The 23,002-nt window shown below is 75.3% G+C and carries 10 protein-coding genes; 9 read left to right on the plus strand and 1 reads right to left on the minus strand.

What is annotated here, in order from left to right; genetic code table 11:
* Positions 1–26: 26 nt before the first annotated feature.
* The 4 genes from AC0NZQ_RS09165 to AC0NZQ_RS09180 are packed head-to-tail and all read left to right on the plus strand — an operon-like array spanning position 27 to position 5,672.
* Entirely contained in the window at positions 27–350 is a 324-nt protein-coding gene (locus AC0NZQ_RS09165) for a WXG100 family type VII secretion target (protein ID WP_474529499.1), read from the plus strand.
* 2 nt (positions 351–352) lie between these two features.
* A complete protein-coding gene (locus AC0NZQ_RS09170; RefSeq protein WP_474529500.1) occupies positions 353–2,032 on the plus strand; it encodes an EsaB/YukD family protein in 1,680 nt (559 codons plus the stop codon).
* A 46-nt stretch (positions 2,033–2,078) separates the two neighbouring features.
* A complete protein-coding gene (locus AC0NZQ_RS09175; protein WP_474529501.1) occupies positions 2,079–3,119 on the plus strand; it encodes a hypothetical protein in 1,041 nt (346 codons plus the stop codon).
* Between the two features lie 9 nt (positions 3,120–3,128).
* On the plus strand, positions 3,129–5,672 hold the full coding sequence (locus AC0NZQ_RS09180) for an AAA family ATPase (RefSeq protein WP_474529502.1): 2,544 nt from the start codon (positions 3,129–3,131) through the stop codon (positions 5,670–5,672).
* Between the two features lie 22 nt (positions 5,673–5,694).
* Here AC0NZQ_RS09180 and AC0NZQ_RS09185 read toward each other — a convergent pair whose 3' ends face one another.
* Positions 5,695–6,315 carry a hypothetical protein gene (locus tag AC0NZQ_RS09185; protein ID WP_474529503.1) on the minus strand — a complete coding sequence of 207 codons (621 nt, stop codon included), beginning with the start codon at positions 6,313–6,315 and terminating at the stop codon, positions 5,695–5,697.
* A gap of 161 nt (positions 6,316–6,476) precedes the next feature.
* On the opposite strand from AC0NZQ_RS09185, the gene AC0NZQ_RS09190 reads away from it, so the two are divergent.
* The 5 genes from AC0NZQ_RS09190 to AC0NZQ_RS09210 all read left to right on the plus strand — a co-directional run bounded on the left by AC0NZQ_RS09190 (position 6,477) and on the right by AC0NZQ_RS09210 (position 22,996).
* Positions 6,477–6,785, plus strand: coding sequence for a WXG100 family type VII secretion target (locus AC0NZQ_RS09190; protein ID WP_474529504.1), 309 nt, complete (start codon positions 6,477–6,479; stop codon positions 6,783–6,785).
* Positions 6,782–7,249 carry a WXG100 family type VII secretion target gene (locus tag AC0NZQ_RS09195; RefSeq protein ID WP_474529505.1) on the plus strand — a complete coding sequence of 156 codons (468 nt, stop codon included), beginning with the start codon at positions 6,782–6,784 and terminating at the stop codon, positions 7,247–7,249. Before AC0NZQ_RS09190 ends, AC0NZQ_RS09195 begins: the two co-directional genes overlap by 4 nt.
* A gap of 10 nt (positions 7,250–7,259) precedes the next feature.
* Positions 7,260–11,333, plus strand: a complete 4,074-nt coding sequence (eccCa, locus tag AC0NZQ_RS09200) for a type VII secretion protein EccCa (protein ID WP_474529506.1) — start codon at positions 7,260–7,262, stop codon at positions 11,331–11,333.
* A 3-nt stretch (positions 11,334–11,336) separates the two neighbouring features.
* A complete protein-coding gene (locus tag AC0NZQ_RS09205) occupies positions 11,337–21,998 on the plus strand; it encodes a hypothetical protein (protein ID WP_474529507.1) in 10,662 nt (3,553 codons plus the stop codon).
* 173 nt (positions 21,999–22,171) lie between these two features.
* Positions 22,172–22,996: a helix-turn-helix transcriptional regulator gene (locus tag AC0NZQ_RS09210; protein ID WP_474529508.1), complete on the plus strand. Its 825-nt coding sequence runs from the start codon at positions 22,172–22,174 to the stop codon at positions 22,994–22,996.
* Positions 22,997–23,002: the final 6 nt, after the last annotated feature.

A 23,002-nucleotide genomic window follows, 5' to 3' on the forward strand; every position in this document is an offset into this window, starting at 1 on the left:
CCGCCCCGAGACCCCAGGAGAACGAGATGAGCGCACCCGGCAACTTCATGGTCAAGGCCGAGCTCGCCACCGCCGGCTCGACCGTCGCCGCCCGCTCCGGGCAGATCTACGAGCTGCTGCAGTCGCTGAAGGCCCGCACGCAGGGGCTGGCCGAGTTCTGGACCGGCGTCGGCGCCTCCGAGAGCTACCAGCAGCTGCAGACCGAGTGGGACGTCGCCAGCCGCAACCTCTTCGGCGACGGCACCAAGTCCGCCGACTCCATCCTCGGCTCCATCTCCTTCGACCTGGACCGGATCGCCGAGAACTGGGGCGCCACCGAGGGCGCGAACACCAAGACCTGGGCGCACTGACGGTGGTCTCCGCCCCGTACGGGCCACCCGGTCGCGGCCCTGCCGGACCGGGGTCGACGCCGCTGCGGTCCAGCTCGGCGCCGGCCGGCCGACCGGGCGAGACCGTCCGGACGCAGCACCCGCCGGCGCAGCACCCGCCAGCGGCCCAGCCACCCGCCGGGACAGCCGGGTTCCCGGCCGGGGCGCGACCGGTCCTGCCGGCTCAGCGTCCGGACGCCGGACTCACCCGGCCGCTGGTCTCGGAGCGGTACTGCCGGGTCACGGTGGTCCTGCCCGGCAGCGGACGGGTGACGGTGTCGCTGCCCTCGCGGGTTCCGTTGCTCGAGGTCACCCAGCTGGTGGTGCGAGACCTCGCACTCGGCGACGTCATGCTGCCGCCGGTCTGGACGCTGGGGGAGGTCGGCCGTCCGGCCATCGCGCCGATGGCCACCCTCGCCGAGGCCGGGGTGCTGGACGGGGCCGTGCTGGAGGTCCGGGACGCGGCCGCCGACGAGGTCGGCGAGGCCCTCGTGCTGGACATCGGCGAGATGGTGCACGACGCCGAGGAGCGCGACGGTCTCGGCCGCTGGACCCCGGCTGCCGCCACCCGAGCCGTCGAGCGCCTGGGCTACCTCGGCGCCGCGGTGGCCGCGCTGACCGGACTCACCGTCGCCGTCCGCGGGGAGGGACGGGCCGTCCTCGGTCTCGCCACCGCCGTCGTCGGCCTGGTGCTGCTCGCCGCGGCCAACCTGCGCCACCGCGGACCTCGCCCCTCCCGCGGCGACGCCGTCCTCGCCGCCTGGTGCGCGGTGACGGTGCTGGCCGTGGCCGCCCGCTACAGCGCCTCCGCAGGGGACCTGGTCCCGCGGGTGGGCGTCGGCGTGGCCCTGGCCTGCCTGCTCGCCGGGGCCGCCGTCCCGGTACTGCCGGTGATCGGACCGGCGCTCGCCGTCGCCGGCGCCGGCATCACCACCGCCCTGCTGACCGGGACCGGCGCCGACCCGGTCCAGTCCGCCGCTGTCGTCGGCACGCTGGGTGCGCTGCTCGTGACCCTCGCCCCGGCCCTCGCCGGGCGGCTGGGTGCGCTCGTCCCCGAGGCGACCGCGCAGCAGCTGTCCGAGCCCGCCGGACCGCGGGTGCCGGCGGTCCGACGCTCCGCTGTGCAGGCGCGTTGGGAGCGCGCGATGCAGTCCCGCATCGCCCTGGCCGTCGGCCAGGTCCACGTCGTCTTCGTCACCGCCTGCCTCCTCGGCGCCGCCCTCGTGGTGGCTGCCGATGTCGTGCTCGCCCGGGCCACCTCGGTCTACGCCGCGGTGCTCTCGGGCGTGCTCGCCCTCCTCGTCCTGCTGCGGGCGGTGCCCGCGCGCCGCGCCACGGACGGCGCCGTCCTGCTCGTCGGCGGTGCCGCCGCCGCCCTCGTCGTCCTCTCGGTCCTGCCGGGCCGCTGGTGGCCGGCCTGGGTCGGCCCCGTGCTGGTGTCGGTGCTGGTCCTGCTCGCCGTGGCCCTCGGCCTGAGCGGCGCGGGCACCGAGGCCGGCCCTGCCGCCAAGCCCCGGTCGGCGTCGTCGGCGTCGTCGGCGGAGCACGGTCTGGTCCGTGCCGCGCGGATCACCAGCGTGCTGCTGGTGGCCGTCGCCGTCGTGCTGACCGTCGGCAGCTTCGAGGTCTTCGAACACTTCTGGCACGTCGGGCGCTCGCTGTGAGTCGCGGCGACCCGGCATCCGGACGACCGACGAAACGAGAGACACCGTGACCTCCCCGGACCGCACCTCGCGATCGCTGCAGCGCGCCCTCGGCCACTCTTCGGGCGGCTCCGGCGGCAACACCGGCGTGGCCTTCGGGCTCTCCCGCGCCCTGCTGGTCGCCTCGGCCCTCGTCGCCGTCATCGCCGTCTGCGTGGGCGTCGGCGCGCTCACCCGACCCGCGCACGTCCGGCCCGTCGGGGACCCGCAGCCACTCGCCGCGTCCTCGTCGGCAGGACCGTCGCCGGCTCCCACCCCCGGCGTGACCACCCGGTGGCGTACCAAGATCATCCGCGTGCCGGTGCCGGGGGGCACCGAGACCCGCACCGTCTACGTCCGCGTGCCCGGCCCCGGATCGACGGTGACCGAGACCCGGACCGTGACCGCACCCGCCCCGGCTGCGCATCCGGCCGCGGCGAAGGCAGCCCGGTCGACCACGGCGGCCCGCCGGGCGTCAGCCGCGCCTGCTGCGAGGTCCTCCTCGACCGCGGGACGCCGCCTGGCCCAGCGGCTCACCGCGCAGCGCAACGTCACCCACCAGGTGACCGGCTGGGGCTGCTACTCCCGCGACTCTGCCTTCTTCGAGGACGGTCGCTACGAGGACCGGGACCACCCGGAGAACGGCTGGATGTGGCACAACAGCGGCGGCGGTGCCTGCAACGGCGGCTTCGACAGCATGCCGATGTCCGGCGGCTGGGGTGACAGCGGCCGTGACGCCCGGTTCCAGTTCAGCGTCACGCCCGGAACGACCACCTGCTCGGCGGCGACGTGGGTCCCGGACACCGCCGACATCCGCGCCGCCGGCGGCAACCCGACCGGCTACGACTTCGTGGACAGCTGGGACTTCAACGCCGGCAAGCACCTCAAGCTCAGCGGTGTCGACGAGCAAGCCAACCGCGGCCGCTGGGTGGACCTCGGCACCGTGACGACCACGACGGGCAAGCTGATGCTCTTCGAGCACGGCAACGGCTTCCCCTACGACCAGAACCGCACGCCGACCTGGCGCCACCACTCGGTCACGCAGGTCAAGCTGACCTGCTGGCAGTAGGTCGGTGGCGTGAGCACCGCGCAGCTGCGGGTGGCCGCCCACGGGTGGGGGACCCACCGGACCATCGGCGCGGCGGTGCGCGAGGCCCATCCCGGCGCCACCGTCTCGGTGGCGCCGGGGGAGTACGTCGAGTCGGTGCGCTGTGACCGCGACGTGCGCATCGTGGTCGAGCAGGAACCGGGCAGCGTCCGCATCGTCGGCCGCGACGAGGCCGCCGTCGTGGTCGACGGCGGCGACGTCGTCCTGCAGGGGCTGGTGCTGACCAGCGGCGCGGCGAGCGTCGCCACGGTGGTCCTCGAGGCCCGCGCCGGGACGGTGACGATGACCGGCTGCGAGGTCACCGGTCGCGGCGTGCGCATCACCGGCACGGCGACGGCCGAGCTGGGTGCTCTCGCCGCGCACGACGTGAGCGGTCCGGCCATCCGCTGCGACGGCGACGGAGAGCTCCGAGGCCGCGACCTGATCGTGCGGGACATCGACGGCGACGGCGTGCTGGCCGACGCCGGTGCCACGGTGACCCTCGACGGGCTGCGGGCCGAACGAGTGGTGGGCGCGGCGCTGCGCGCCCGGACCGACGCCACCCTGCGGGCCGCCGCGGTGACCGTCGACGCCGCCGGCCTGGCGGCCCTCGCCGAGGACCGGGCCACGCTGGCCCTCACCGGCCTGCAGGCACGGGCCGGCCGCGGTGTGGCCGCCTGCGACCAGGCCAGCGTCGAGGGCGACGCGCTGCGGGTGGAGGCCGACGAGGTCGGCATCCTCGCCACCGGCGCGGCGCGGCTGGAGCTGCACGACAGCGCCGTCACCCGTTGCGGCGACTCCGGCATCGTCGCCGCCGACGAGAGCCTGCTGACGGTCGCCACCACCGTCGTCTCGCACACCGGCGGTAACGGGGTCTTCGTCACCGGGTCCGCCCGCGTCCGGCTGGACCGGGTCGGCGCGCATCACACGACCCTCGACGCCGTCTACGTCGACACCGACGCCGAGCTGGAGGTCCACGACGCCACGATCGCCGACACCTCCCGCGGCGGGGTCACGGTGGCGGGACGGTCGCGGGCGCGACTGCACGGCGGCACGATCCGCTCCTGCGGCGTCGGCCTGGACGTCACCGCCTCGGCCGCCGCCATGGCCGCTGGCACGGCCGTCGCAGAGTGCGGGGTGGGCGTCCGGGTGGCGGCGAGCTGGCCGGTGCTGCTGCGCTCGCTGACCGTCTCGGAGAGCACCGGGCCCGGGGTGCAGGTGGCAGGTGCCGCCTGGTTGCGCGACTGCACGGTCGCCGGCAGCGGGGTCACGGCCGAGACCGGCGCGGAGCTCGAGATGGACGGCGGCCGGCTCGCCGAGATCGCCGGCACCGGGCTGGTGGTGCGCGCGGGCGCGGCTGTCGCCGTCCGCGGCACCGCCATCGAGGACTGCGGCAAGAACGGAGTCTTCCTGGACGACGGGGCCGCCGCCGCGCTGCACCGGGTCACCCTCGCGCGCACCGCATTCCCCGCCGTCTGCGCCGGCGAGCGGGCGCGTCCCGAGCTCATCGACTGCACGGTGCGCGAGGTGGAGCGTGACCTGCTCTTCGCCGACTCGGTCGAGGCCGTCCTCACCGGCAGCACCGCCGAGCGGGTCGCCGACCCGCGGCTGCCGCAGCGGGCAGAGCGGAGTGTCGCCGCCCGTCCGGTCGTTGCCGGGGCCCTGGCCCTCGAACCCCGACCTGCAGCGCCCGCGACGACGGTCGACCACCCCGCCGAGGACGCCGAGGTCGCGCTCGACGCGCTGCTGGCGGAGCTCAACGACCTGGTGGGGCTGGAGCGCGTCAAGCAGGACGTCTCGACCATGGTGACGCTGATGCAGCATGTCCGGCGACGCCAGGACGCCGGCCTCGCCGCCCCGCCGCTGAGCCGCCACCTCGTCTTCGCCGGCAACGCCGGCACCGGCAAGACGACGGTGGCGCGGCTCTACGGCCGCATCCTGTCGGTGCTGGGGTTGCTCCCCTCGGGCCACCTGGTCGAGGTGGACCGCGGCGACCTGGTCGGCGAGTACGTGGGCCACACCGCCCCGAAGACCCAGGCGGCGTTCCGGCGCGCGCTGGGCGGCGTCCTCTTCATCGACGAGGCCTACTCGCTGGTGCCGCCCGGTGTCGGCAACGACTTCGGGCAGGAGGCCATCTCGACGCTGGTGAAGCTGATGGAGGACCACCGCGACGAGGTGGTGGTCATCGTCGCCGGCTACCCCGACGAGATGGCCCGCTTCGTCGGTGCCAACCCCGGCCTGAGCTCGCGCTTCACCCGGACCATGCTCTTCGAGGACTACACGCCCGAGGAGTTGGTCCGGATCGTCCGCGCGGTGGCCGCGCCGCACGAGTACGCCGTCGACGACTCGGCTGCGGCGGCGCTGCTGCAACACTTCGCTGACGCCGAGCGCGACGAGCACTTCGGCAACGGCCGCGCGGCGCGGCAGCTCTTCCAGCGCATGACCGAGCGGCAGGCGCACCGGCTCAGTGCCGAGCCGGACGCCGACACCGAGCAGCTCCGCACGCTCACCGCCGCGGACGTCGCCCCGGCCTGAGCCCGGGAGTCGGGCCGGCGCGTCAGGTCGTCTTGACCGTGCCGGGGTCGACCACGGCCGGGATCTCGGGCAGCCGGGCGGCGTGATCGGCTGAGGCGTAGGCCCCGGCGGACTGGTCGACGCCGGCCATCCACTCGCCGGTGGCCTGCAGGGCGGTCGCGACGCGCTGCAGCGCCTTCTCCTGCATCTCCCTGATGATGGGCGCGAACTGCTTCGCCGGCCCCGCCACCGCGCTGTCGGAGGAGAACTGCATGTCGCCCTCGGGCTGGTTCATGTAGCCGGTGTTGTAGTACGACCAGCCGGCCTTCTCGCCCCAGAAACTGTCGGTGTGGGCGGCGTGGACCGCGTCGACGAGACGGTCCTGCTGGTCGGACAACCCGCGGACCGTGCCGAGCAGGCCGGTGAGCATGTCCCGGACGGCGCCGATGTCCATCGACATCGCCGCTCCGGTGGGCGCGGCCGCGGTCGGGGCGTCGCCACCGCCGCCGGAGTCGGTGGGCGTGATGTGCGGGACCTCGGACCACAGCACCTTCGAGCGGTAGGGATCCTCCTCCGGCGCGGGCGGGGCTGAGTCGCCGCCGCCCTTGTCGTCGGTGAACGGATTCGGGATCGGGCCCGGGTCCAGCGAAGAGGGGTCGCCCATGCGCTGAGCATCGTCGGGGACGGCCGGACCACACAAACCCCCGAAAGGGGGATATCGCCCGACTCGGGCGGCGGCTTAGCGTCGCGGGGTCAAGGCAGGTCCTGTCGGGACGCCCGACCGGCCGCACATCGTCCGAGCGCATCGAGGTGCATCGCAGCGTCATGACCAGCGTCCCCGACCTGCGTGGCGACATCGCCGCCTTCGACCACGCCATCAGTGTCATCAGCGGCGAGATCAGCGGCTTCGCCGGCGAGCTGGCCGGCCTGAAGTCCCACTTCGGCGAGCTGCCGTCGTCCTGGACCTCGCCCTCGGCCGCCACCGCCGGCCAGCTGCAGGACGCGGTCGCCAAACGTTGCGACACGCTGCACTCGCTGCTCGGCGAGGTGCTGCTGCGGGTGCAGAAGACCCGGCAGAACTACCAGCACGTCCTCGACACCAACGCCGCCATGCTCGGTGGTGGTGGGGCATGAGCGCGCCGGCCGACTACGACAGCGCGTCGATCAAGGTCGACCCGCAGACGCTGTGGGCGCTCGCCACGAAGGTCGAGAGCAGCCGGCAGGCGCTGCTCGCCCACGTCAACACCATCTTCGGTGCGCTCGCCGCGCTCAGCACCGGCTGGAACAGCGACTCCGCCCACGAGGCGCAGGCCTTCGCGCAGCAGCTCGGCGCCGCCTGCGACGACGTCTTCGGCTCCGACGGGTCGGACGGGGTGACGACGGCCTCCGGTCCGCTGATCGGGGTGCTCAACCAGTACATGACCTACCTCAAGGCCGCGGCCGACGGCTTCGACAGCACCGAGGCCCAGCTGAAGAAGCAGTGGCAGGACTACAACACCGGTCTGAGCGGCGCGGCGCCGAGCAGCCCGCCGGCCGGCAACGGCGCGATCAACGACCCGAAGCAGACCGCGGTCAGCTACGACACCGTGGGTCGATGAGCAGGTCCCGATGAGCAGGGTCCTGCTGCACCGCCCGGCCCGGCTGACCGGGCAGCGGCTGCCGACCGGGGGGCTCGCGCTCGCGCCCACGCTGCGCGTCAACCGCCGCGCGCAGACCGCCGGCGGCTGGGTGACGCTCGCCTTGCCGCTGCTGTCCAGCCTCACCATGGCCGGCTACATGATCAGCTACGGGCGGCCGGTGCTCATCGCCCTCGGCATCGCCTTCGTCGTGCTCTCGGTCTTCGCCACGCTGGCGCTGCGCTATCAGATGACCAAGACGCAGCGGCAGGATCGTCAGCTCGCGCGCGACAAGTACCTCGCCCACGTCTCCGACGTCCGGCGTCAGGCCCGCGACATCGCCCGCACCCAGAACCGGGTCGCGCTGCAGACCCACCCCGGCCCGCAGCGGCTGCTCGAGCTGGTGGCCGATCGCCGCCGTGTCTGGGAGCGGCGCCGCGAGGACGCCGACTTCCTCAAGGTGCGCGTCGGTTTCGGCGACGGCACCCTCGGCACGCCCGTCGCGGTGCCGGGCCGCGGCGATCCGATGGCCGAGCACGACGACGTGGCCGCGGCCGCGGCGGAGGCGCTGCTCGATGCCACGAGCACGCTGCCGCTGGCGCCGGCCTGGCTGGACCTCGCCCGCAGTGGCGTGGTGAGCGTGCTCGCCGAACCCGGCGTCGGCCGGAGTATCGCCCGCTCCCTGCTCTGCCAGCTGACGGCGCTGCAGGGCCCCGCCGACGTGCGGGTGGCCGTCGCCGCGGGATCGTCCCGCCCCGAGGACCTCGCCGAGTGGGAATGGGCCGGCTGGCTGCCCCACACCCGCCCGCCGGGTGCGGCCGAGGCCGGCGTGCCGATGGTCGGCGCCGATCTGCGCGACCTGGAGGACAGCCTGCTGGGGCTGCTCGCCGACGCCCAGCAGGAGGCCGACGCCCCCGGCACGCCGCTGGGACTGGGCCTCGCCGCGGTCGGCAGCCTCGCCGGCGCGCAGCAGGTGCAGCGCCGCCATCTCGTGGTCGTGCTCGACCGCTTCGACCCGCACGCCGAGTGGGCTCGCCGCGCGTTGCTGCCGTCGCTGCTGGCCGCCGCCGGACCCGGTCTGGGGGTGCACGTCGTCTGCCTCGTGGCCCGCCGCACCGACGAGCCGTCGCGGGTCGACGTCCGCGCGGTGGTCGACGACGCCGGCGTCCTGCATCTGGAGTCCCCGGACCCCACCCTGGTCGCCGATGTCTCCGACGCCGATCCCGACGACGTCCCCGTCGAGCTGGCCGAGCTCCTCGCGCGCCGGCTGGCGCCGCTGGTCCAGGACGGCGAGCAGCCGTCGGCGCTCACCGGCTCGGTCCACCTGCTCGACGTCCTCGGTGTCGACGACGCCGAGCGTTTCGAGCCGTCGCAGCGCTGGGTGCGCGCCGGCTCGCCCGACATGCTGCGCGTCCCGCTGGGTGTGGACGCCGACGGCGACGTCGTGACGCTGGACCTCAAGGAGTCCGCACAGGGCGGCATGGGTCCGCACGGCCTCGTCGTCGGCGCCACCGGCTCGGGCAAGAGCGAGCTGCTGCGGACGCTGGTGACCGGGCTGACGACGACGCACTCGCCGGACCTGCTCAGCCTCGTGCTGATCGACTTCAAGGGCGGCGCCACCTTCGCCGGCGTCACCGAGCTGCCGCACGTCGCGGGGCTCATCACCAACCTCGCCGACGACCTGGCGATGGTGGAGCGGATGCGCGCCGCACTGCAGGGTGAGCAGCAGCGCCGGCAGCAGCTGCTGCGGCAGGCCGGCGACCTGGACTCGGTGCGCGAGTACCAGATGCGGCACGCCGCCGGCATGACCGACCGGGAGGGTCGTCCGCTGGAGCCGCTGCCGGACCTCGTCGTGATCGTGGACGAGTTCGGCGAGCTACTGGCCCAGCGCCCCGACTTCACCGAACTCTTCCTGCAGATCGGCCGGGTGGGGCGCAGCCTCGGCATCCACCTGCTGCTGGCCAGCCAGCGGCTGGAGGAGGGAAGGCTGCGGGGCCTGGACTCGCACCTGTCCTACCGCCTGGCGCTGCGGACCTTCTCGGCTGCCGAGAGCCGGACCGTGCTCGGCACCCCCGATGCCTACCGGCTGCCGGCACAGCCCGGCGCGGCGTATCTCAAGGTGGACGAGAGCGTCTACACCCGCTTCCAGGTCGCCCACGTCTCGGCCCCGTACGTCCCCGACCGGCGGGCCGCCGAGGCGGCGGTCCGGGTGAGCCCGTGGCGGCTGGTCCGCTGCGGCGGCGACAGCGTGCAGGAGGCCGCGCCCGAGCCGGAGCCGACGCCGCAGGTGGAGGCGGCCGATCTCGCCCGGCCGACGGTGATGGCGGTGCTCACCCGGCGCTGCCTCACCGCCGGACGTCCGGTGCACCAGGTCTGGCTGCCGCCGCTGCCGGAGGCGATCCCGCTGGACGCCGTCACCGGTTCGCTGATGACGTCCGCCGACCGCGGGCTGCACATCCGGGGAGGTGGCGGCGGCACCCGGGTGGGCGGCCCCGTCGGCGTCATCGACCTCCCCGTCGAGCAGCGCCAGCACATCTGGAGCATCGAGGTCGAGCGGACCGCCCACTGGGCGCTGGTCGGCGCGCCGCAGACGGGCAAGAGCACGGCGCTCTTCACCTTCCTCACCGGCCTGGCGCTGAGCCACACCCCGGCCGAGCTGCAGTTCACCGGCATCGACCTGGGTGGCGGCGGGCTGGAGGCGCTGGAGCGACTGCCGCACTGCAGCGGCATCGCCGGTCGCCACCAGCCGGACCGCGCCCGCCGCGTGCTGGCCGAGGTGCGCACGCGCATCCAGCAGCGCGAGGCGCTCTACCGCCGCGAGGGCATCGTCTCGAGCGCGGACGCCCGCAGCCGGCGCGCGGCCGGCGCCATGGCCGACCTCGACGAGCTGGCCGACCTCGTGCTCGTGATCGACAACTGGGGTGCCGCGCGCGCCGAGCTCGCCGGGGTCGACGAGCTCGTCCAGGACGTCGCCACGCGCGGACCCGGCGTCGGCGTGCACCTGCTGCTGACGGCCAACCGCTGGGCCGACATCCGCGCCAACCTCCGCGACACCATCGACGGCCGCGCCGAGTTCCGGCTCAACGACCCGACCGAGTCCGAGGTGCACCGGCAGCAGGCACGGCTGGCGCCGGCTGTGCCGGGCCGCTTGCTGACCGCCGGCGGACGCTGGGTGCAGGTCGTCCTGCCGCGGGTGGACGGCCGGATCGACGCCGACACGCTGGCCGCCGCGCGGAACCTGTTGCTGCAGCGCATCGACGAGGCATGGTCCGGTCACCGCGCGCCGGCCGTGCGGATGCTCCCCGACCGGATCGCGCTGGCCGAGCAGCCGGCCGAGCTCGCCCTGGCCGCGCCGGGGGTGCCGGTGGGCATCGGCGAGGACGCGATGGCGGTCGTCCGGCTGGATCTGGCCGGCACCGAGCAGCATCTCGTCGTCGTCGGCGACGCCGCCAGCGGCAAGTCGGCGGCGCTGCGCACCGTGGTCCGGGGCATCGTGGCCCGCGACGACCCGGCCGACGTCAAGCTGATGGTCCTGGACCCGCGTCGCAGCCTGCTCGGCGCCGTCGCCGACGACCACCTCTCCGCCTACGCCGGGGATCGGCAGGCGGCCGAGCACTACGTGCGTCAGCTCTGCACCGAGCTGGACCGGCGGCTGCCACCGTCCACGCTGTCGGCCGACGAGCTCGCCGCGCGGTCCTGGTGGGAGGGTCCCGAGCTCTACTTGGTGGTCGACGACCTGGATCTGTGGGAGGGGGCCACCTCGCCGGTGACGCCGGTGCTCGGCTACCTGGCTCACGCCCGCGACATCGGACTGCACGTGGTGCTGGCGCGGCGCAGCGCCGGCATCTCGCGTTCCGCCTTCGGCGACGGTCTGCTGGCGCGGCTGCGCGACGCCGCCGCGCCGTTCCTGCTGCTCTCGGGCGACCCCCGCGAGGGCGTCGTCGCGCACCAGCAGAAGCTGGCCGAGCTGCCGGTGGGACGGGCCGTCCTGGCCTCGCGCTCCGGTGCGGCGCAGCGGGTGCAGGTCTTCGATCCGGACCCTCGGACCACGGGCGTGCCGGGGTAGCACGTGGGGTACAGCGGGTGGGATTCCGGGCAGGCGCACGCGCTGGCCCAGCAGTGGCTCGCCATGGGCGACGCGCTGTACAACGGCTCGAACACGGTGCGTGGTGCGGCCGGTGCCCTCCCCGGTCACTGGACGGGCGCGGCGGGGGCGCTCGCCTCCTCCGGCGGGTCGCTGACTGCCGATCAGCTCGGTAAGGCCAACGACGTCTACGTCGACAACCCTGATGCGGTGACCGCGGCGCGGGCCTGCTGGACCGTCGGTGAGCTGATCAACGACTACGCCAACAAGATCGACAAGATCATCGCCAAGGAACACGAGATGGAGCTCGTGATGATCTTGGTGGGCGTCTTCTCGCTGCTGCTCGTGGGCCTCGACCTCCTCATCGGCCCGGCGCTGGACGCGCTCATCGCCGGCCTCTCCACCGCGCTGGGACGGGTCCTGGCCACCTTCGCCGTCGGTGCCACCGAGGCGGCGCTGAACTTCGGTCTGGACCTGGCCGCCCAGGGCATCGGGGCCGCCGCCTACGGCATGCCGTTCGAGCCGAACTGGGAGCAGGCCGGCATCGCCGCCGGACTCGCGGGCGGTCTGGGCGTCCTCGGCCGCGGTGCGAACGCACTCGGCGCCGGGGGCCGCCTGCCGGGCATCGGCGGGCGCGCCGGCGAGGGCATCGACCCGCCGAGCATCAGCGGTGCGGGGCCGCGGCCGGTGACCAGCCCCGTCTACAACGGACCACGCTTCGCGCCCGGCGCCGAACCTCCGGTCGTGCCGCCGCCGACTCGGGGCGGTGCCGGCGCGACCGGTGGCGAGACCGTCTCCGCACGGCCCGCCGCGCTCGGCGGCAGCCGCTCCGTCGGCGGGGACGAGGGTGTGGTGGCCCCGCCGCCGGCCGGTGTCACGACGGCCCGGCCGACCCGGGGTGGTGGCGACCAGCCGGGGGTGAGCGAGGAGGCCGCCGTGGCCGCGCCGCGCCCACCGCAGACGCGGGAGAACGCCGCCGCCGAGGGGGTCGTCGCGGCGCCGCCGGTCGCCGCCACGCGCAGCACCCCGACGCAGCCGCCGACACGTGGCGCCACGGAATCGGCACCCGCACCGGTCGCGCCGTCGCGGGCGGCGGGGACGTCCGAGCCGCCCCGATCCGAGGGCGTCACCGACGGCGCCCGGACCTCGCCGGCCGGTCCACCCCGTCCCGCCGACGCCGATCCGCCGGCGACGGCGGGGGGCAGCCCGGCCCGGACGACGGCCACCGACCCGCCGGCGGCTGCCAGCGGCACTGCGCCGCGCACCTCGGCCGGCGACCCGCCCGCCACTGCCGTCGCCGACCCGCCCCGGACCAGCGGTGCGTCAGGCCACGGCGAGCCGACGCACGGTGAGGCCACCACCGGTGGTCCCGGCCGGGACGTCGCACGCGACCAGGCCGCACCCACACCGGTGCGGGCCGAGCCGACGGCCGCGCCGCCGGCCGGTGGTGGTTCGCGGGATGTCGGTGGTGGTGGGTCGACGCAGTCGGCGGAGGCGCGTGAGGTGCGGGCGGCGGCTGCCGAGGCGCGGTTGCGGTCGTCGGGTTCGGGTGACGGCTCGTCGCCGGTGCCGGCGGGGCCGCGGGGTGGTGCCGAGCCGCCGCGGGGGTCGCGTCCGGCTGCCGAGGATGCTTTCGGTGGACGGGGGGAGCGGCTGGGTTCGACGTCGTCGGGTCGTGCAGATCCGCCGCCTGGTTCGGCGGAGGCGCGTGAGGTGCGGGCGGCGGCTGCCGAGGCGCGGTTGCGGTCGTCGGGTTCGGGTGACGGCTCCTCGCCGGTGCCGGCGGGGCCGCGGGGTGGTGCCGAGCCGCCGGGCGGGTCGCGTCCGGCTGCCGAGGATGCCTTCGGTGGACGGGGGGAGCGGCTGGGTGCGACGTCTTCGGGTCGTGCGGATCCGCCGGCAGGTTCGGCGGAGGCGCGGGAGGTGCGGGCGGCGGCTGCCGAGGCGCGGTTGCGGTCGTCGGGTTCGGGTGACGGGTCGTCGCCGGTGCCCGCGGGGCCGCGGGGTGGTGCCGAGCCGCCGCGGGGGTCGCGTCCGGCTGCCGAGGATGCCTTCGGTGGACGGGGGGAGCGGCTGGGTGCGACGTCGTCCGGTCGTGCAGATCCGCCGGCTGGTTCGGCGGAGGCGCGTGAGGTGCGGGCGGCCGCGGCGGAGGCTCGGCGCGCCGCCGAGCCGACCTCGACGCCCGCAACGGCGACGGGTGCGCCCACCGCCACCAAGTCGGTTCCCCCGCCGGCACCGCGCAAGACCGGTCGGGGGTACTCGGCCTCCGATCCGGCGACGCTCTCGAACGCCCCGCACTCGTCGGCGCCGGGTGCCGGACGGCAGGGCGACGGCACGCTGAACCGCGGGCAGGGCTCGTACACGCAGACGGCGACGGCCGCCGACGACGCCGGTCGAGACATTCCCACCCCGGCTCGCGCCACCGGGGCGGATGCGCAGCCCGGCGGGCGACCCGCCGGTGAATCGTCCTCGTCGTTCACCGGTCCCGGCCGGGTGCTGAAGGACGGGTCGACTGTTCCGGGTGACTCGGCGCCGGTGGCCCGTCCGACCGGTCCGCGCGGTGATGGTCAGCAGCTGGGGGAGACCCCGGCGGGGTTCCGACCCAACTCGCGCCCCGCTGCCGAGACCCCGGCCACGTACGGAGGTGGTCGTCCGGCCGAGGGTGCCGAGACCGGTGGTGCCACGACCCGCGTCTCGGCCGTTCCGTCGGCCGGGGTGGCGCCGAAGACGGCGGACGCACCCGTCGAGCATGCGCCGGCCGCGGCCGCACCGCCGAGGACGTCGGGTGTGCAGTCCGAGAGCTCTGCAACGGGGGGTGTTGCGACTCGGAGTGCGCCGGCTGCGGGTGCGACTACTGCGGGTGCGACTACTGCGGGTGCGACGCCGAGGTCGTCGGGTGCGCCGGGCGAGGGCTCGGCGCCGAAGCCGGCGGAGACGACTGCAGCCGCCGAACCGCGACCCGCTGCGCCGTCCGAGTCCTCCGGCGGGCCGACGCCGTCGGTCGCTGAGCGCCCGGCCGGACCGACGCGGAGCCCCTCGTCGTCGTCTGATTCGTCGCCGATTTCGTCGCCTGGTTCGTCGACGAGTTCGTCGTCCGCTGTCAGCTCGACCTCGTCCTCCAGCTCCGGCCGACCCGACGGGGCAGAGACGGCGGAGGCCGACACCGCGCCTGCCGTCCCGCCGCGGTCACCGCTCCGGCCGACTGCGGTGACGAGCGCCGAGGCGCCGCCACCCGTCCCGCCGCGGTCGCCGTTGCGTCCGTCCGGGCCGGCAGCCACCGAGGCTGCGCCTGCCGTCCCGCCGCGGTCGCCGTCGCGTCCGGTTGCGGTGACGAGCGCCGAGACGCCGCCTGCGGTTCCGCCGCGGTCACCGCTCCGGCCGACTGGGGTGACGAGCGCCGACGCGCCGCCTGCGGTTCCGCCGCGGTCACCGCTCCGGCCGACTGGGGTGACGAGCGCCGACGCGCCGCCTGCGGTTCCGCCGCGGTCACCGCTCCGGCCGACTGGGGTGACGAGCGCCGAGACGCCGCCTGCGGTTCCGCCGCGGTCGCCGTCGCGTCCGGATGCGGCGACAAGCAGCGAGGCGGTGCCGGCCACCGAGGCGCCGCCTGCTGTCCCGCCGCGGTCGCCGTTGCATCCGGTTGCGGTGACGAGCGCCGAGGCGGCGCCTGCGGTTCCGCCGATATCGCCCCTTCGTCCGAACGAGCCGATCGAGAGTTCGTCCGTCCCGCCGCCCGCGGACAAGGGCGAGCAACGCGCCACGTCGTCCGCGCCTGACCGCTCGGGTGCGAGCGTCGGCGACAGCACCTCGGCGAAGCCGGCCGACGTGGTGGCCGCCGGACCGACGTCGAAGGGCAAGGCTCCAGCCGAGACCGCCGTCTCGACGAGCAAGGGCAAGGCGCCGGCCGAGACCGCTGGCTCGACGAGCAAGGGCAAGGGCAAGGGGAAGGCGCCGGCAAAGACGTCCGGACCCACGACGTCCGGACCCAAGGGAAAAGGCAAGGCCGCGGCAGCCTCGGGATCCGGCGTGCTCGGCGACCCCAAAGCCCTCATGCGGGCGACCCAGCAGTCCTACCTACCGAATCGGCTCATGGCCGACGCCTTCGAGGTGCTCCGCAACGACCCTCGCGTGATGGACGGCGGCAGCCGCGCCTTCGGCGGGGTCATCGTCCCCGAGCCGGGCACGGCGCAGCCTGCCTACGCGCCGCGCCGCTCGCAGTGGAACGGGGTCAACCAGCCGCTGCGCCACATCGCGACCGCGTTCCGCTTCGGCCACGAGGCGGGCCCCCGCGGCACCGAGGTGCAGGTTCACCTGGACCTGCAGGAGCAGCGCTTCGTTGTCGCCACCAACACCAACGCCGCCAACGCCGCCTTCGCCGGCTGGGTCGCCGGACGCCCCGCACATGACGTCTTGCGCGAGCTCTCGGCCACTCTCGGCGCGCCGAACACCCTCATCGACGTCCACACCTTCGAGCGTGCGATGCAGCATCATCGTGCGCTGCAGACCCTGCTCGACGGGGACGACTCAATGGCGCTCGCCAACGCCAGTGCCGAGCAGGCAGAGGCGTTCCGGCAGGCCATGACGAGGCCGTTCACCGTCGCGGCCGTCGGCACCGGTTCGCTGCACGCCGAGGGTCGCATTCGCCTTTTTCTCGCCCTCTCCCGCGGCGTGCCCGCCGGGCAGATCGGCTCGCTACGGCTGCCGCGCGACCTCACCGGTGGCAACCGCAGGCCCTGCATCACCTGTGACGCCACCGTCTTCGAGCATCGTCCCGGCGCGCACCGCGGCGGCGGCTGGCACCAGGGTGGCAACTCCATCCCGGTGGACCAGTTCTCGCATCCGGACCCGACGCCGCAGGAGGTCGCCGAGTTTCTCATCGGCCTTGGCGGGTCCTCGTACGGCTCACACGAGGACCCCAACCGCCCCCTGGCGTGGGACACCGACTCCACCCGCGGCGAGCAGAGCGACTCCGAACACTCCGACTCTCACGGCGAGCTCGGACCGGTCGTCCCGTCACGGCGTGGGGACGACGACGAGCCGCCGACCCCTGGTCCGTTCGCGCCCCGGGCCGCCGAGACCTCCGTGCTCGACCCGATCGAGGACGTGGTCGAGCGATCTGTGGTCCGGGGTGCGGAGCTGCTGGATCTTCCCGGTGTGACCCACGGACAGCTCTGGGCCGACGACATCCCGTCGCTGGACACCGCGATCGACCAAGCGGTCCGCGCGATCCGGAACCGGGGGGCCGAGGCATTGGAGCACCTCGGGTTGCTGCGCGGACCGGCTGACCTGCCGTTCCTCCACCAGGTCGAGACCACGTTCATCGACGATTTGCTCATCACCGCGCAAAATCTGCTCCGCTCCGGGGAGTTGGCCCACTCCGGCGCGGCTGTCGCCCGCGTCGCCGAGGCGGCGCTGAGCCGCCAGGCCATCCACGACCTCGTCGAGCGACTGCGGCCCGCGATCGGCACGGCTCCCGTCGACACCCCCGTCGACACCCCCGTCGACACCCCCGACGACGACGACGGGTACGCCGCCGACGACGAGGCACCGTCCCCGCCGCGGGCCGTCACCCCGACCACGCCTTCCCACCACGACGACGCGAGGGACCTCGGCGGCGTCGTCCTCGACCAGGTGGCAGCCCGTCGTCCGAGCGGGGCCGCGGCGCCGGACAGCGTGGCGCAGGCGGACCTGGCCGAAGCACTCGCCCCCGTGCGCCGGCTGGCCCGTCGGGCCGCCGACGACGCTGTGGCGGAGCGGGGGGTCGATCCGGGAACCGAGGCCGGTCGGGACGCCGCCGCCGCGACCGAGGCGCTCCTCGTCACGGACATCGTCGACCGCACCGCGGCTGCCATCGCCGAAGGCGGCACCGATGCGGCAGCCCTCGTCGCCGCTGCGGTGCTCGCGACCACCGACCCGCAGACCGTGGCGGCCGTCGCCGGGGAGGTCGTGGCGGCGGTCCGCGCCCCGGCCGCGACGGAGACAGCCGGCGGTGACGCGGACGCCCCGCCGCCTGGTCCCGGCCCGGTGCCCCACGTCGCCTCGGCCGCGGCCGTCAACCCGGTGCTCGCCCGCGTCGAGGAGGTCGGCGACACCGCCCCGGTCGTGCAGCGGGTCGCGGACACCCTGGGGATGGATCCGAGCGCCAGCGCGTCGGCGTGGCAGGACCTGCGCTTCCTGCTCTCCGCGGACGGAGTCCGGGCCAACTACCGGGCCCTCACCGGCGACGGCGTCCCGTTGACGCTGCGCACCCCCGGTGGCGCCGTCACCGCTCACGTCCAGCTCGTCGTCTCGGACCCGACGCCCGCCGAGGCCGGTCGGGACGAGGACATCGAGCTGGAGGCCGAGCAGTCCGCCACCACGTCCATCACCCGCGGTGGCGCGGCGGTGGAGACCACGACGAATCCGCTGCCGGTGATGCTGCCGCTCCCCGTCGGTGCCGCGCCGACCCTCTTCCTGCGTCCCCGGCTGACCGGGCTGCTGACGCGGACCGCGCGCTCGGCGGAGGTCGCCACCGCCCGCAAGCAGACGACCTCCGTCAGCTACGACGGCGTCCGCGCCACCTTCCGGTACGCCGCGCGCTGGATCGTCCGCCTCGACGGTGGCACGCCACGGCCCCCTGTCGTCGTCGACCGGCCGCAGTCGATCACGCTCACCGTGCCGTCGGGGCTGACCACCGCGCCCGAGACCGCCGCGCTCGGAGCCGGCATCGACTCGGCCGTCGCGCTCACCGTCAACGACAGCCGGCTGCTGCAGGACGACGTGCTGGACGCCCTGCCCGACGAGCTCACCGCACCCGGCTCGGCGTCGCGGGAGACGGCGACGACGTTCCTGGGCGGGCAGCGGCTGACCGACCTGCTCACCGACCTGCGGCAGGGACCGCTGCGCTCTGCGCCGCTGCAGGCCCGTCCCGGCGCCGCGGTGCACCAGATCGAGCTCCGCGCCGAGCTGCACACCGGGGACGGCGCTCCGCCCGCCACAGCGGTCAGCGACCCGTTCACGGTGACCTCGCGGGTGCAGCAGACCACCGAGCACACCAGCGGCGCCACCACGACGACCGAGCGCGCGCCCGGTGCCTCGCTGGGGGTCGGGGTCAACGTCCTCAATCACGTCGTAGCCTCCGTGACGGCCGGGACCAGCGGCCGCCGCCGGCAGGTGGCCGAGATCGCCCAGCGCGCCCGCGTCGGCCTGGCGGTGCAGCGCAGCGGCGAGATGCGGCTGTGGGACGTCCCGCTCACCGTGCACTGGAGCGTCACCGGCGCCGGCCGGACTCGCTCCGGTGCCACCACCCTGCCCCGCGGCGCGCGCATGCTGGTGCCCGAGGACACCCGGCGAGAGGCGACCGACGCCGATCGGCAGGTCGTCGCCGCGCTCCCGGACGCCGCACTCGGCGGGGCGACCGTGACGGCGGTCGAGCCGGCCGGCGAGGTGCTGGCGGCGACCGAGTCGCTGCTGCAGCTCACCGGTGACGATCGGGAAGCGGCCGAGGCCCGTCGGGTGCTGTCGGAGGCCCTCTCGGCCTCGGCGCTGGCCAACGGGTCGCAGGCGGTCGCGGTCGTGCGCGTCGGTCGTGCCTGGGCCACCGCGACGAACCGGGACGCGCTGCGGACCGTCACCGTCACCCGCTACCCCACTGGCCCGGCGACGCTCGAGCACGTCGACACCGGTGTCGGCAGTCGGCACGGCCTGCGCAGTGGTCATCGCAGCGGCGAGACCCGCTCCGGCAGCGGCGAGAGCGGCGTGAGCGCCGACGCCACGGCCAGCCTTGGGGCGGGCGGCACCACGGGGACGCTCCGCGGGGGCCTCAACGGGCAGCGGACCACCTCGACCGAGACCGGGCAGCGAACCACCGTCCAGGACGAGCACCGCGTGCAACGCCCCGACGCCACGACGTACCTGCTGCGGCAGCCGGTCGCCTTCGACATCACCGTCCACGACGGCGACGACGTCGTCGGCCACACCGTGGTCACCGGACGGCAGCGGCTCGCGCTGCCGGAGGGGACGGCCGCTCCGGCGCAGGTGGCGACCCTCCCCGCGCGGGACCTCGACCCCGGCGCCGTGCCGCTGCGGTTGTCGCCCCGTGCCGTCGACGAGCTGCGTGACGAGGTCACCGCCGCCGTGCACCGCGCCCGTCGCGGTGCGTCCGAGGCGGCCGGCTGGCTCGGTCGGGCGCTCGGCGGTGGCGTCACCGGTCCGCAGGACGCCACCGGCGTCGGTCGGCGGCTGCGCGAGGCGGACGTGCTGGCCCACCTCCCCGAGATCCTCGCCGGTGGTTGGCGTCCCGCGCCCGGCCTGCGGTCGGGCAGCTTCGGCGACGAGGTCGACGACCTGGTGATCACCGGCCACGTGGTCGGCCGCCGGGTCGTCGCGACCGAGAGCGGTGCGGCGACGGTGCGGCGCAGCGCCGTCACCGAGACCGAGCAGACCTCGACGGCCGGGAGCGGGCTGCGGGGCGAGGTCGAGCTCACCGGCCGGGCGACCTCGTCAGCCGCAGACGGTGGTCGCGTCCGTCCCACGGTCTCCGCCCGAGCCGGTGCCTCGACGGCGAGCGCCGCGCGCGACGGCCTCACCGTCGTCGACACCCGGCATCGCACCAGCTCGGCTCCGCTGCAGGTCGTGGAGTACGACCTCGTGCTCGCCGGCACGGTCCAGACCCGGCGGACCGGGCAGGCCGCCGAGAACCTGCCGCTGGGGACGGCCGCGGGCAGCAGCTCGGTCGCCGAGGTCCGGCTGACCGTGACCGCGGAGGTCCCGCAGGCCCCCGACGAGGTCGCGCCGCCCGCCACCGGCGAGCCGTCGGCCCTCCTCGGCCGGGGTGGGTCGTGGATCGACGAGCTCGACGTCGCCCCGCTGCGGCAGCAGGTGGAGCGGCTGGTCGACGGGCTCGCCACCGACTCGCTGGCGCAGCGCGCGTCGGGTGCCGGGGTGGGACCCGAGCGGCTGGCCCGGATCCGGCAGTCGCTGCGCCACGACCTCGCTCGGCTGACCGCACCGGCTGGCCGGGGCGAGCTGCTCGCGGCGGCGCTGGACGGCGGTGCCCGGCTGCGTGCGGCCGCCGAGAACGGGCCGGGGGCCGTGGTCGTCGAGGTCGTGGTGAGTGCCGTCGCGGACGTCCGTCCCGCCGACGATGTCGCTGCTGCCCCGGTGACGCTGCAGCGGACGCAGGAAGTCCGGCAGGGGCAGCGGCAGACGACCACGCGGGAGGTCGGGGCTCGGGGCACGGTCGGCCTGGACGGGCTCACCTCCTCGTCCTGGTCGCGGGCCCACGGGGCGGCTTCGGCCGGCGGCGAGGTCCGCGCGAATGCCACCGGTACACGCACCACGACCACCGAGCAGACGACGACGGCCGAGGCCGAACACCCGAACACACCGGCCGTGCCGATGACCGGCACCGTCCGCTGGCTGGTGGAGCTGCGTGTCGACGGCAGGCCGCTGGTGCCGGTGCTGCCGACGCCGGCCCGGCCCGAGGCCGCCGGCCCCGGCAGCGCCGTCTCGACGATCAGGCTGCAGGTGCCGCAGGGTGAGTTGGCGGTGCCGCAGCGCGCCGGTGACGCAGCGGTCGCGTTCACCCGGCCGCTGCCCTCGGGTTCGCGCGTGTTGGACGTCTCGCTGAGTCCCGTCGCCGACGAGATCGCCCGGCGCACCGGGTCGGCCCCCGGCCCGGTCCTCACGCCGGCGACGGTGGTGGGCGCGATGAACACCCGTCCTGCGGAGTCACTGCGGCTGCCCGGGCCGCGGCAGGTGACGCTGAGCTTCGGGCTGCGCGACGCGCGGCCGGCCGGGCCGGTCCAGACCGGCGGTGCCGCGACGGTGAAGGTGAGCGGCGAGCGGACGGGCGAGCAGCGCACCACCGGCGCGGTGCAGCTGGACCTCACCCCCACCGGCGCCGCGCCCGGATCGGTGCCGGCGGTCGCGCCCGGAGACCCCGGCACCGCGACGGCGCCGGTGTGGACACCGAGCGCCGAAGCCGTCGCCGGCCGAGGCCGTCGCGAGGGGCAGGTCGCCGGGACGTCGGCGCTGCCGAGCGCGGCGGTCCCCACCGAGACCTCGGCGACGCTGCAGCTGCACGTGGCCGACCTGGTGGTCGAGGTGACGGTCGACGGGGTGGTCACGACGGTTGTGGTCCCCGGTGGGTTGCGGGTCCGTCTCCCGGCGTCGGAGGTCCCGGCGTCGGAGGTCCCGGCGTCGGAGGTCCCGGCGTCGGAGTTCGCCGAACCCATGGTTCGCGAGCCCGTGATCCCCGCGTCGGCCGGCCCGGAGCCCGCCGTCCCCGACCTGGTCGGGTCGGAGGTCGCCGCGGACGGCACCGACGGATGGGTGATCGTCCTCGAGGACACCGACGGCATCACTCCGGCCGAGCGGGAGTCGTGGCTGGAACGGGCGCGGCGGGTGGCGGCGCACGAGCCGGAGCTGCGCGGCGTCACGGTCGTCGCTGCGGCGGCCGACCTCGCCGAGGGGCCAGCCGTCCCTGATCCGAGGACCACCCCCCGGCGCATGGTGGTGCGGATCGCGCCGGGACACGGCCGGCCGATGCGGCGGCGTGTCCACGCCGGGGTGCCCGACCTCCTCGTCGTCGAGCAGCTGCGACGTCTCGTCGATGTCCGGCAGGGACCCCGGCATGAATCGGACGAATCAACTCAGGGCTAACTCTTTGCGTTTTTGTTCGCGCTGTGTACATTCGCCGGGTGTACATCCATAGCCAGTTCATATTGCTGACCGTCGCCCGACGGCCCAGCGTCGAACCAGCTGAGATGTGACCTCCCCCGCCTCGCTTCCGGCCGAGCGCCGGGGCGAGGTCCGTCCGATCGAGGAGACTCAGCGTGCTCCGCCCCGTCCCCGGCTCGCTCCCGACGACTGGCGCGCCGGTGACGGCGAACCTCGCCACCGTCCCCATCGCCACCGAGCTGCGGGCCGTGCCTGACCTCCGACCCGTGTGGGACGCGCCGACCACCCCGGCGGCACCGGTGCCGCCGCGACCGGTGAGCACCGCGCTGCCGAGCGTGGTCGTCGCCGCCGAGCATCCGATGGCGGCCTTCGGCGTCGCCTCCGCCCTGCACGGCCACGCCGTCGACGTCATCGGGACCGTCGAGAACGCGGCCGAGCTCGCCGAGCTCGATCCCGCGCCGGACGTCACCGTCTGGCTCGCCGCCCGCGACGACGACGCCGTCGCCGTCGCCACCGTACTGGCCGGACGCTCCCGGATCGTCGTCGTGCTCCGCCAGCAGGTCGACTCGACTGCGGTGGCGGCACTGCTCGCCGCCGGCGTGCCGTGCCTGCTCACCGCGGACGATGCGATCACCGAGCTGCCCGAGGCCACCCTCGCGGCCTCCCGAGGTGCGGCCTACCTGAGCGAGACGGTGCGTCACCAGGTGCAGCAGCGAGCTGCTGCCGCGTTGGCGGCCAAGGGTGTCGACCCCGACCCGGTGCTGGAGAGCATCACGCCGCGCGAGAGCGAGGCGCTCCGGCTGGTCGCCTCCGGTTTCACGCACGCCCAGACTGCCCGCCGCATGTCGGTGAGCACCGCGACCGTCAACACCTACGTCAAGCGGCTCCGGGTCAAGCTCGACGTCGGCAACAAGGCCGACCTCACCCGGCGTGCCCTGGAGCTCGGCCTGCTCGACGACCCGCCGGCCGACGACCGCTGAGCCGGC

Source organism: Jatrophihabitans sp. sgz311053, assembly GCF_056135305.1.